The following is a 10,927-nucleotide window of genomic DNA, read 5'->3' as shown; positions in this document are numbered from 1 at the left end:
CCGTCAGCACAATCAAACTTCGGGGTGCCCCACGCAACCCAGATCACCGGCAATGTCGCCCGCCAGGGCGACGAGCCGAACACCGCAACGAGCCATCCGGGATTCACCCCCCGCCCTGCCCGGTCAGCGGTACCCCAGTAACCCCCGCCTCACTTAGCGTGACCCACGCAGGAACGACCAACCCGGAAGGACCGAGCCATGATCAAGCGCCTGTTCCAGACCGTCCTGCGGCACGGATGCTGCTCCGCCTGCACCGGCAAGGGCTGCGGCTGCTGCGCCAACTGCCACTAACCCCCAGGGGCCCGGCCCCAACGCCGGGCCCCGCGTCACCGCCCCAACCCCCGAACCAGCAACATCACCGACTCGAGCACCTCACCCCGGGCCCGGGCGGGATGGAACACCTGCCAGTCCAACGCCACCACCAGCATCGTCCCGAACAACCCGGCAGCCGCGGTAGCGATGTCCACCCCGGCTGGCAACCGCCCGGCCGCGTCGAGCCGCTCCAGCTGGGCCTTCACGACCGCGATCAACTCCTCCCGCAGCAACGCCAGCGTGTCGTGCCACCGCCCCGGCGTATGCCACAGCTCGCTGACCACGATCTGCGAAAACCCCGGATACTCCGCGATGAACTCGAGCGTCGTATCCACCTGGGCCTCGATCACCGCCAGCGGATCGTCCTCCGACCCCGCCGCCCGCAGCCGCCCGGCCAGCAGATCCACTCCGAACCGGAGCAGCGCGTCGACCAGCCCGTCCTTGGACCCGAAGTTGTAGTAGACGGTCCCTTTCGCGACCCCGGCCTCGGCCGCGATGTCGTCCACCGTCAGCCCCACGAGCCCGCGACTGGCCGAAAGCCGCAGGGTGGCCTCGAAGAGCTTCCGTTTGGTCGCTTCTCTCACAGGCTCAGCTCGGGCTTGAGCGCCGAGACCGACCACACCCGGTGTTTGCGCGCGGCGAGAGTGGACAGGAGGATCCCGCCGACGAGGTACGCCAGCAACACCCCGACGTCACCGAGGATCTGCAGCGACGCGCCGGAGTACAGCAGGTGCCGGAACCCGTCGATCGCGTAGCCCATGGGCAGCACGATGTGCAGCGGATAGAGCGCGTCCGGGATCGTCTGCCACGGGAACGTGCCGCCCGCGCTCACCAGCTGCAGCACCAGCAGCACGAGCCCGAGGAACTTGCCGACCGCGCCGAAGAGCGCGTTCAGCGCGTGCACGACGGACGTGAACGCCAGCGACACCAGACAGGCGAAGCCGATCGCGCCCAGCGGATGCGCCACGTGGATGCCGACCAGCCAGGTCACCGCGGCGAACAGCACGATCACCTGCCCCAGGCCCAGCACGGCCGAGGACAGCCAGCCGCCGAGCGCGACCCGCAGCGGCGAAGCGCCGGCAGTGAGCGCGCGCGTCGACAGCGGGCGGATCAGCAGGAACAGCACGAACGCGCCGATCCAGGTGGCCAGCGAGATGAAGAACGGCGCGAGCCCGGCGCCGTACGTGCCCGCCGAAGCGACGCCGTTCGACGTGACCGCGACCGGGTCGGCGATGGTGTTCGCGGTGGCGGTCCGGGTCGGGTCGTCCGGGTTCGGGATCTGTTTCAGGCCGGCGGCCAGCCCGTCGCGCAGCTTCGCCGAACCGTCCGCGAGCTGGTCGGTGCCGGTGACCGCGGTCTTCTCGCCGTCGTTGAGCTTCGCCGCGCCGTCGCGCAGCTGGTTCGCGCCGTCGGACGCCTGCGCGATCCCGTTGGCCAGCTGCGGCGACGCCGAGGCGAGCTGGTGCGCCCCGTCGGACACCTGCCGGGCGCCGCTGGCGAGCTTCTGCAGATCGCCGTTGGCGGACTGGATCTTCCCGTTCGCGTCGTTGACCGGAGAACGCAGCTGGTCGAGGCGGGACAGGATGTCGTTGACCTGGCTGTCGGAGAGCCCGGCGTCGTGCAGCTGCGTGTTGAGCTGGGAGCGGTAGCTGTCGAGGCGGCCCTGCAGATCGCTCGACGCCGAAGCCGCCAGCGAGGACGCGTCCGCCACCTTCTGGTTGCCGTCGGCCACCTGGCCCGCGCCGTCGGCGAGCTTCTGCGTCTGGCTCGGCAGCTGCGCGGTGCTCGATTTGAGCGTGCCCAGTCCGGTCGCGAGACTGCTCGACCCGGTCGCGAGCTGGCCCGCCCCGTCGGCCAGCTGATGCTGCCCCGTCTGGAGTTTCGCCGCGCCGTCGGCGAGCTGTTTGGCGCCGTCGGTGGCCTCGGAGATTTTGCCGTAGATGGTGGAGAAGCCGACGAGGAACTTGTCCGCGGCCTCGCTGCCCACCTTCTCCGCGATCGTCTTGCGGACCTGGTCGGCCACCTGTTTCGCGATGGTGCCGGCCAGATAGTTGTTGGCGTCGTTGGTCGTCAGCGTGATGGTCGCCTGCTGCGGCTCGAAATTTCCGGACGACAGCAGGGCTTTCGAGAAGTCGTGCGGGATGCCGATGGCGAACGAGTACTTGTCGTCGCGCACGCCGTCCCGAGCGTCCTTTTCGGACACTTGATGCCACTGGAAGGTGCCGGACTTCACCAGTTCGTCGGTCACCTCGCGGCCGACGTTGCGCTCGGCCCCGCTGGAGTCCTTCGCTCCGGCGTCCTCGGTGAACACCGCGGCGGGCAGCTTGTCGAGGCGGCCGTAGGGGTCGTAGTTCGCGTAGAGGTAGAACGACGCGTACAGCAGCGGCACCATCACGAGCGCGAACATGGCGAGCTTCGGCAGCGTCCCGGTGGACAGCCTGCGCAGTTCGTTGCGCGCGATCCGGAACGCGTTCAGTCCGCCGGCCCGCTTGTGGGGGGTGGTCATGCCCGGTCTCCCTCGGAGTTCTCGGTTTCGGCGGTCAGTTCGGCGGTTTCCGGGAGCTGCCGGGTCTGCTCGGCTTCAGCGGGTTCCGGCGGGGCGTACAGCCGGACCGGGTCCGGTTGCTCGGTCTCGCCGACCTTGGCGGGAGGGAAGGGGAGCGCCGACTCCGGCGTCGTCGCGGCCAGCACGGCCACCGCGAACCCGCGGGCGGCGTGCTCCCTCGCGACCGAAGCCCAGGTCTCGACGTCGCTGGTGTGCCGGTCGGGCGCGTCGAGGACGAGCACGCGCACCCCGTCGCGTTCGGCGGCCAGCGCGGCGAGCAGCCGGATGCGCAGCGCGGGTTCGAGATTCTCGAACCGGCTGTCGGCATACGGAGCCGCGTCGTGCTGGGAGAGCCAAGCTGTGACAGCATCCTTGCTGGAAGGACGGTGTGCGAGCGCCAGTTCTTCGCCGGTGACGACGCGCAGCGGCAAGGCTTCGTCCGGCTCGCTGACGCCCGGCGAGTCCACCACGGCCACGAGCCGCCGCAGGTCGCCCTCGGGTTCGGCGGTCACGGTGCCGGTGGTCGGCTTGAGCCGCCCGGCCAGCGCCAGCGCGAGCGCGGTGATGCCGACGCCCGGTTCGCCGTGCACGACGGTGAGGCAGCCCTCCTCGACGGTGAGCGAGGTAGGCGGCAACAAGGGGCCGTGGGGACCCTTCAGGGACACCCGGTCGGCACGGACCTGCACAGGACACACTCCACGGATTTTGAACTGACCAGTCAGTTCAAAAGTTAGTCCTGACCTGGTGGGCTCGGCAAGGCGGCTCGCCGGACGTCACACCAAAGAGCGGTCGGCTCAGCGCAAGGCCCACGCAGGGTGCGCTTCCCAGGACGTCCACAGCGGCCGGTAGCCCTGCCGGTGCCAGAACACCGACGACAGGGGATTGGTCGGGTTGTAGTAGAGGTAGGTGCCGGTCGCGCCCTGGTTCAGCAGTTCGCGATGCGCGCGGGCCATCAGCGCGCGGCCGATCCCGCGGCCGCGGCTGGCCGGGGCGGTGACGACGTTGTTCACATACCCCCAGCGCCCGGTCGGCAGGAGTTCGGCGGCCTCGTTCCCGGGCGCGGATTGGACCCAGTCGCATTGGGCGAGCGCCGCGACTTCGCCGTCGACCTCGGCGAGCCAGGTCGCCTTCTCGCCGAGTGCGCGGCGCAGCGCCGGGCCGAGCAGCTCCGCGGTCTGCTCGCGTTTCCGGTGCGCGACGAGGCCGGTGTAATCGAACGTCGCCGTGCACAACGCCAGCGCGGCGGGGTAGTCGTCGGGCCCGGCAAGGCGGATCGACGCGTCCGCAGCGGCGTCTTCCGGCGCGACCGCGGGGCGAACGGCCAAGGCGGACAACGGAACCAGCCCGTGGTCGAGAAATGCCCGGATGGCTTCGGCGTCGCGGCTCGGCCAGTTGACGACGCACGCCGAATCCGCGCCCGGCGCCTCAGTGTCCACTTGGGACCGAAGCGCGCCGAGCAACGCGTCGAATCCTTCGGTGCCCGCGGTTTCCGGATCCGGGAACAGCTGCCACACCTCGGCCGCCGACCACAGCAGGGGAGCGTCGCCCGGGCCGTGCCGGTAGCGCTGGAGCATCGCGGAAACCTGCGTGCCCGACGCGGTCACCGCACGCAGCCGGTCGCCGCTCGCGAGCGGGACGGGCGGCGGCAGGAGCGGGTCGAGTGCGGCGAATCGGCCTGCGGAGCTCACTGCCGCAGCGTAGCCGGTCAGTCGCGGCGCGTGCGGAAGATCGCGGTGCCGGGGAACAGCCTGCCGCGCAGCGGGCTCCACTGGCCCCAGGTGCGCGTGTGGCCCGCCGGCCATTCCGGTTCGACGAGGTCCTCCAGCGCGAAACCCGACGCGGCGAGCGCGCGCACGTAGTCGCCGAGCGTGCGGTGGTATTCGACGTACGTCGCGGTGCCGTCGTCGTCCACCTCGACATACGGCGTGCGGTCGAAGTACGGCTGGGTCGCGGTGAGGCCCTGCGGTCCGGGGTCGTCCGGGAAGATCCACCGCATCGGGTGGGTCACCGAGAAGACCCACGGCGCACCCGGGCGCAGCACGCGGCGCACTTCGCCGAACACGGTCTCCAGCGACGGGACGAAGGGGAGCGCGCCGAACGCGGAGCACGCGACGTCGAAACTGGCCTCGGCGAACGGAAGCCGCTCGGCGTTCGCCTGCACGAGGGGGACCGCCGCGCCGGTGCGGGCGTTCCCCTCGCGGGCGTGCCGGAGCATGCCGCCGGACAGGTCGGTGGCGACGGGTTCGGCCCCGGCGGCCGCGAGCCAGCGCGAGCACGCGGCCTGCCCGCAGCCGACTTCGAGCACGCGCTTGCCGCGCACGTCGCCGAGCAGCCGCGCGTCCTCCTCGCGCACGCCCTCCGGGCACCAGACGAAATCGGCGTCGCCGAGGAATCCGCCGTGGGTGGCCTGGTAGTCGTCGGCATCCGCGTCCCACCAGGCCAGATTCGCCGCTTCGGCCTCGTGTCCGCCGACTTCGCGATGGGCGACGCCGACCGTGCCGAGGCGTTCTTCGGCGCTCGCGTGGCGGGCCGCCGGGGCCGCGGCGGGCTCGGGCATGCCGGTCTCCTCTCCCCGGATGCGGCCGTCCGGGCGGGGAATGCCCGGACCGGCGGAAACGTTGGCAAGAAGGTACCGGGAGCCGAGGGCGACCCTGATTGTGTCCCCCGCGGGGGCCCGCGTACGATACGTGTTAGCGCAGTGGGGTTCGCGCTGCCCGGGTGACTACCCACCGGGGCCGCGCATCGTCAGCGGGTCATGCCGCGGTCGTTCACTGGTGGAACGTTTGGTCGCCGGACGTTTGAGCAGGGTCGTCGCATGCCGGTTGCGGGCCCGCCGCGTGCACTTTCGGTAGCCAACTTCACATCCACCTACGACACCCATCCACCGGAGCAACCCGCCTAATGACCACCGACACCGCCACCGCCCCGACCGCCCCCACCGGGGCCCCGCAGGTCGCCGTCAACGACATCGGGTCGGAGGAAGACTTCCTCGCGGCTATCGACAAGACGATCAAGTACTTCAACGATGGGGACATCGTCGAGGGCACCATCGTCAAGGTCGACCGCGACGAGGTCCTGCTCGACATCGGGTACAAGACCGAGGGCGTCATCCCCTCGCGCGAGCTGTCCATCAAGCACGATGTCGACCCGGCAGAGGTTGTCGCCGTCGGCGACGAGGTGGAAGCCCTCGTCCTCCAGAAGGAGGACAAGGAAGGCCGCCTGATCCTGTCCAAGAAGCGCGCCCAGTACGAGCGCGCCTGGGGCACGATCGAGGAGCTCAAGGAGAAGGACGAGCCCGTCAAGGGCACCGTCATCGAGGTCGTCAAGGGCGGTCTCATCCTGGACATCGGCCTGCGCGGCTTCCTGCCCGCGTCGCTGGTCGAGATGCGCCGGGTGCGCGACCTGCAGCCGTACGTCGGCCGCGAGCTCGAGGCGAAGATCATCGAGCTGGACAAGAACCGCAACAACGTGGTCCTGTCCCGCCGCGCCTACCTCGAGCAGACCCAGTCCGAGGTGCGCAGCGAGTTCCTCAACGCGCTCGCCAAGGGCCAGGTCCGCAAGGGCGTCGTGTCCTCCATCGTCAACTTCGGCGCCTTCGTGGACCTGGGCGGCGTCGACGGCCTGGTGCACGTCTCCGAGCTGTCCTGGAAGCACATCGACCACCCGTCCGAGGTCGTCGAGGTCGGCCAGGAGGTCACGGTCGAGGTCCTGGACGTCGACATGGACCGCGAGCGCGTCTCGCTGTCGCTGAAGGCGACCCAGGAAGACCCGTGGCGCCAGTTCGCCCGCACCCACGCGATCGGCCAGATCGTGCCGGGCAAGGTCACCAAGCTCGTCCCGTTCGGCGCGTTCGTCCGCGTCGAGGAGGGCATCGAGGGCCTGGTGCACATCTCCGAGCTGGCCGAGCGCCACGTGGAGATCCCGGAGCAGGTCGTCCAGGTCAACGGCGACGTCATGGTCAAGGTCATCGACATCGACCTCGAGCGCCGTCGCATCTCGCTGTCGCTGAAGCAGGCGAACGAGGGCGTCACGCCGGAGACCGAGTTCGACCCCACCCAGTACGGCATGGCCGCCGAGTACGACGCCGAGGGCAACTACATCTACCCCGAAGGCTTCGACCCGGACACGCAGGAGTGGCAGGAAGGCTTCGACAAGCAGCGCGAGGAGTGGGAGCGGCAGTACGCCGAGGCCCACACCCGCTACGAGCAGCACATGGCCCAGGTCAAGAAGGCCGCCGAGGCCGACGCCGAAGCCGCTGCCGACGCCGCCACCGGCATCGAGGGCGGCGAGCAGAGCTACACCTCGTCCGCCCCGGTCGAGGCGAAGAGCGGCGGCACGCTCGCCAGCGACGAGCAGCTCGCGGCCCTGCGCGAGAAGCTGTCGGGCGGCGCGTGAGCGTCTGACTCGCTGAGTCTCTGACCCGTTCGGCCCCGGTCCTCGCGGACCGGGGCCGAACTGTTTTCCGGGCTTTTTCGTGCCGGGCAACGCGGGGATGGCGTTTCCGCCGGGCGACGTCCGACGGCAGGGCCGTTCCCGCGACGAACTCGGGGCAGCTCGCGGCAATGCGGCCAAGGGTCAGTTGCGCAGGCCGAGGCCGTCGATGGCCGCGCGGACGCCGCGGGTGTGGGCGGATTCGCCGGGGCTGAGGAAACCAGCCGTCGAGGGGCCTTGCGAGCGGAGGGTCAGTTCCAGGCTCGCCAGTGCGTGGACGTCGACCAGGCTTTAAGCTCTGTGGTTTGGCGTGCCCGGGCGCGGGTCAGTTGCGCAGGCCCAGCCCGTCGATAGTCGCGCGGACGCCGCGGCGGTACGTGGCTGTGGGGCGGATTCGTCGGGGCTGAGGAAACCAAGCGTCGAGGGGGCTCTGCGAGCGGTTGGTCAGTTGCAGGCTCGCCAGTGCGTGGACGTCGATCGGGCTTTAGGGCTCTGTGGCTTGGCGTGCCCGGACACGGGTCAGTTGCGCAGGCCCAGCCCGTCGATAGTCGCCCGGACGCCGCGGCGGTACATGGTCGCGTGGGCGGATTCGTCCGGGCTGAGGAACCAGTCGTCGAGCGGGCTTTGCGAGCGGATGGTCAGTTCGACGCTCACCAGCCCGTGCATCGACGTCCAGAGCAGGTACCCGCATTCCTGCGCGACGACGTCCGGCGGGCAGACCCGGTCGATTTTGGCGACGAACTCGGCGAAACTCGTGCGCAGCACTCCCGACCGCAACGCCGGGTCCGGGTCGTAGTCGTGCACCGAACGCTCGAACATCAGGCCGTAGCGGGCCGGGCTTTCCAGCGCGAACCGGCGGTAGGCGAGCGCGACTTCCACGAGATCGGCAATCCCGTCGCCCTCGGACGGCGGAACCGCGCGCAAATCCTCGCCCAGCAGGTCGAAAGCCCGTTCGTACAAGGCGTCCAGCAGACCCGTGCGGCCGCCGAAGCGGGTGTACACCGTGATCGTGGACGCGCCGGCCTGCTCCGCCACCGCGCGCACGGTCAGCCCGGCGACGCCGCGCTCGGTGAGGACGGTCAGCGCCGCGTCGAGGAACCGGCCGCGGTGGTGCTGCTCCGCCGGCCGTGTCGAGAGATGCCGGGTGGCCATCTCCCACCCCCTTTTGCCCGTGCTCCGCGGGAAGCGCGTCCGCGTCTTCGCAAGCAGAAGATACGATATTCACGGCTTCTTGGGAACGTCGTTCCGGCGAGCCCGGACCGTCCACAAGCGACCGCCCGCCCTCGGCGGGTCTCCCCGAGCACAAAGGAATCCGTCCCCATGACCCAGCCGGAGCCCGGCACTGTCGTCGTCACCGATGCCGGGAGCGGCCGCTACACCCAGCGCGTCACGACCGCGGGCCACGAATTCCTCGCCGACGAACCGACGAGCGCGGGCGGAGCGGACGCCGGTCCCACACCGTACGACCTCCTGCTTTCCGCGCTCGGCACCTGCACGTCGATGACGCTGCGGATGTACGCCGACCGCAAGGGAATCCCGCTGACCCGCACGACCGTCCGGCTCCGGCACGACCGCGTGCACGCCCGCGACTGCGAACGCTGCGAGACCGAGGCCGGGCTGATCAGCCGGATCACCCGGGAGATCTCGCTGGAGGGCGACCTCGACGACGCGCAGCGTGCGCGGCTGCTGGAGATCGCGGACAAATGCCCGGTGCACCGGACGCTGAGCCGCGAGATCGCGATCGAAACTCGCGCGGTCTGATCCACCGGCGGGTCCGGGGGTGCGACCGCACGCTGAGCACTGAGATCGCGATCGAAACGCGCGCGAGCTGGCTCCCGGGGGAGCGAAGGGTCAGATGCGTTCCAGCGAAACCGAAGGCACCCAAGCACGTTCGAGCGCGGCTTCGCGGGCACGGCGGCGGAGGCCGGCCAGGCTGTGCTTCGCGGGCACGAGCAGCGCGCTGAACCACGTGCGCCGGTATTCCGCGAGTGCGTCCGAGACCTGGCGATAGGAGACGCAGTGCACCAGACCCGGGGTGCCGAGCCGGTGCTTCCCGACGTGCTTCTCCGCCATTGTTCCTCCGTGTGGGCGACCCTTCCGCCGCGCACGGTACGCACTCGACCCGCGAAAACAGCGCAAGCGCGCGGCGTGTCACCCACATCAGTTCGGCTACGCCCGAAAAAGTGCTTGCGTTTGCGCGGAGGGTGTGCGGGTACCTGTGCGCTTGCACGTGCAGGGTGTCCGCTGTCGCTTAGGCGGGTGACGGCGGTGTTCGGTGCGCGTCCGGCCGGAAGCAGGCCGACCCGACCCGTGGCTGTGGTCGGATGACCGATCTTCGGCACAGTAGGGTGTGGCCATGCTGCGAGTGGGCCTGACGGGCGGGATCGGTGCGGGGAAGTCGACGGTGGCGAACCGGCTGGCCGAACACGGGGCCGTCGTCATCGATTCGGACCGCATCGCGCGCGAGGTCGTGGAGCCGGGCACGCCGGGGCTGGCCGCGCTGACCGAGGCGTTCGGCGAGGAAATCCTCGCGGAGGACGGTTCGCTGGACCGCCCCGCGCTCGCCGCGCGCGCGTTCGCCGACGACGAATCGCGCAAGCGGCTGAATTCGATCGTGCATCCGCTGGTCGGGCAGCGCACCGGCGAACTGATGGCCGCGGCCGCGGACGACGCGGTGGTGGTGCACGACGTGCCGCTGCTCGTGGAGAACGACCTCGCGCCCGCGTATCACCTGGTGCTGGTGGTCGACGCGCCGGTGGAGGTGCGGGTGCGGCGGCTCGTCGAGGTCCGCGGCATGCCCGAGGCGGACGCGCGGGCGCGGATCCGGGCGCAGGCCGCCGAGGAACAGCGCCGCGCCGTCGCGGACGTCTGGCTCGACAACGGCGGCACGCCGGACGTCGTGCTCGCCGAGGTGGACGCGCTGTGGGCGGACCGGCTGGTGCCGTTCGAAGCGAACCTCCGGCTGCGCAAACCGCGTCCTCCCGCCTCGCCGGTGATCTCGCCCTACGACGCGAGCTGGCCGCTGCAGGCCGAACGCCGGCTGGCGCGGCTGCGGCAGATCGCCGGTTCGCGCCTGGTGCGCGCGGACCACATCGGCTCCACCGCGGTGCCGGGCCTTCCCGCGAAGGACGTCCTCGACCTGCAGCTCACCGTGTCCTCTTTGGACGATGCGGACGCGCTCGCCGAGGCGCTCGCCGACGCCGGTTTCCCGCGCCGCGAAGGCGAATGGTGGGACGATCCGCAGGGCGGCGACGGCAAGTGGCTCAAGCGGTTCCACCAGAGCGCCGACCCGAAGCGTCCGGTGAACCTGCACGTCCGGTCCACCGAAACCCCGGCGTGGCGGCTCGCGCTGCTGTTCCGCGACTGGATCCGCGCGCACCCGGACGAGCGCGACGGCTACGCCCGGGTGAAGGAAGAGCTGGCGCGCAAGCACTCCGCGGACGGCACGGTCGAGCAGTACGCGGACGAGAAGCAGGGCTGGGTCAACGCGGCGTTCGTGCGCGCGGAGAAGTGGGCCGAGCACAGCGGCTGGAAGCCCTGAGCCGGAAAACCAGGTGCGGTCCCGCCGGGCGCCGGGCTACCGTTCGCGGCATGAAGCGCGCCCAGTCCACGACGACGCCGGATCCCGTCCCGGCGCGC

At 70.6% G+C, this 10,927-nt stretch carries 10 protein-coding genes; 3 read left to right on the top strand and 7 right to left on the bottom strand.

Translation table 11 applies throughout. The features are described from left to right. Nucleotides 1-326 precede the first annotated feature (326 nt). The 5 genes from SSMG_RS22630 to SSMG_RS22610 all read right to left on the bottom strand — a co-directional run bounded on the left by SSMG_RS22630 (nucleotide 327) and on the right by SSMG_RS22610 (nucleotide 5,414). Nucleotides 327-896 (bottom strand): TetR/AcrR family transcriptional regulator, encoded by a 570-nt coding sequence (locus tag SSMG_RS22630; RefSeq protein WP_037714536.1) that lies wholly within the window; start codon nucleotides 894-896, stop codon nucleotides 327-329. Further along, on the bottom strand, nucleotides 893-2,818 hold the full coding sequence (locus SSMG_RS22625) for a YhgE/Pip domain-containing protein (protein ID WP_009079750.1): 1,926 nt from the start codon (nucleotides 2,816-2,818) through the stop codon (nucleotides 893-895). Before SSMG_RS22625 ends, SSMG_RS22630 begins: the two co-directional genes overlap by 4 nt. Beyond that, nucleotides 2,815-3,552 (bottom strand): ABC transporter ATP-binding protein, encoded by a 738-nt coding sequence (locus SSMG_RS22620; RefSeq protein WP_009079749.1) that lies wholly within the window; start codon nucleotides 3,550-3,552, stop codon nucleotides 2,815-2,817. The genes SSMG_RS22625 and SSMG_RS22620 overlap by 4 nt, the downstream gene beginning before the upstream one ends. A 99-nt stretch (nucleotides 3,553-3,651) precedes the next feature. Further along, the gene (locus tag SSMG_RS22615) at nucleotides 3,652-4,545 is read right to left on the bottom strand and encodes a GNAT family N-acetyltransferase (RefSeq protein WP_037717735.1); all 894 of its coding nucleotides are present in this window, start codon (nucleotides 4,543-4,545) and stop codon (nucleotides 3,652-3,654) included. Between the two features lie 17 nt (nucleotides 4,546-4,562). Next, nucleotides 4,563-5,414, bottom strand: a complete 852-nt coding sequence (locus SSMG_RS22610) for a class I SAM-dependent methyltransferase (RefSeq protein WP_009079746.1) — start codon at nucleotides 5,412-5,414, stop codon at nucleotides 4,563-4,565. Between the two features lie 344 nt (nucleotides 5,415-5,758). Between SSMG_RS22610 and rpsA the strand changes: the two genes are divergently transcribed. Further along, nucleotides 5,759-7,252, top strand: a complete 1,494-nt coding sequence (gene rpsA / locus SSMG_RS22605) for a 30S ribosomal protein S1 (RefSeq protein ID WP_009079744.1) — start codon at nucleotides 5,759-5,761, stop codon at nucleotides 7,250-7,252. A gap of 555 nt (nucleotides 7,253-7,807) precedes the next feature. Here rpsA and SSMG_RS22600 read toward each other — a convergent pair. Beyond that, nucleotides 7,808-8,440, bottom strand: a complete 633-nt coding sequence (locus SSMG_RS22600) for a TetR/AcrR family transcriptional regulator (protein ID WP_009079741.1) — start codon at nucleotides 8,438-8,440, stop codon at nucleotides 7,808-7,810. Nucleotides 8,441-8,608: 168 nt separating this feature from the next. Between SSMG_RS22600 and SSMG_RS22595 the strand changes: the two genes are divergently transcribed. After that, a complete protein-coding gene (locus tag SSMG_RS22595) occupies nucleotides 8,609-9,049 on the top strand; it encodes an OsmC family protein (protein WP_037714531.1) in 441 nt (146 codons plus the stop codon). A gap of 90 nt (nucleotides 9,050-9,139) precedes the next feature. Here SSMG_RS22595 and SSMG_RS22590 read toward each other — a convergent pair whose 3' ends face one another. Then, nucleotides 9,140-9,361 carry a hypothetical protein gene (locus SSMG_RS22590; protein ID WP_009079739.1) on the bottom strand — a complete coding sequence of 74 codons (222 nt, stop codon included), beginning with the start codon at nucleotides 9,359-9,361 and terminating at the stop codon, nucleotides 9,140-9,142. Nucleotides 9,362-9,644: 283 nt separating this feature from the next. Here SSMG_RS22590 and coaE point away from each other — a divergent pair, with 283 nt between their 5' ends. Then, nucleotides 9,645-10,829, top strand: a complete 1,185-nt coding sequence (gene coaE, locus SSMG_RS22585) for a dephospho-CoA kinase (RefSeq protein WP_009079736.1) — start codon at nucleotides 9,645-9,647, stop codon at nucleotides 10,827-10,829. Nucleotides 10,830-10,927 lie beyond the last annotated feature (98 nt).

Source organism: Streptomyces sp. AA4 (genome assembly GCF_000158875.1).
In the GTDB taxonomy this organism is placed as follows: domain Bacteria; phylum Actinomycetota; class Actinomycetes; order Mycobacteriales; family Pseudonocardiaceae; genus Amycolatopsis.
This window is presented reverse-complemented; position numbering and strand designations above follow the sequence as displayed.

Excerpts from the sequence above, each read along its gene's own strand:
- SSMG_RS22625 (WP_009079750.1), bottom strand. The coding sequence starts at position 2,818 with ATGACCACCCCCCACAAGCGGGCCGGCGGACTGAACGCGTTCCGGATC.
- SSMG_RS22610 (WP_009079746.1), bottom strand. The coding sequence starts at position 5,414 with ATGCCCGAGCCCGCCGCGGCCCCGGCGGCCCGCCACGCGAGCGCCGAA.
- rpsA (WP_009079744.1), top strand. The coding sequence starts at position 5,759 with ATGACCACCGACACCGCCACCGCCCCGACCGCCCCCACCGGGGCCCCG.
- SSMG_RS22600 (WP_009079741.1), bottom strand. The coding sequence starts at position 8,440 with ATGGCCACCCGGCATCTCTCGACACGGCCGGCGGAGCAGCACCACCGC.
- SSMG_RS22595 (WP_037714531.1), top strand. The coding sequence starts at position 8,609 with ATGACCCAGCCGGAGCCCGGCACTGTCGTCGTCACCGATGCCGGGAGC.
- SSMG_RS22590 (WP_009079739.1), bottom strand. The coding sequence starts at position 9,361 with ATGGCGGAGAAGCACGTCGGGAAGCACCGGCTCGGCACCCCGGGTCTG.
- coaE (WP_009079736.1), top strand. The coding sequence starts at position 9,645 with ATGCTGCGAGTGGGCCTGACGGGCGGGATCGGTGCGGGGAAGTCGACG.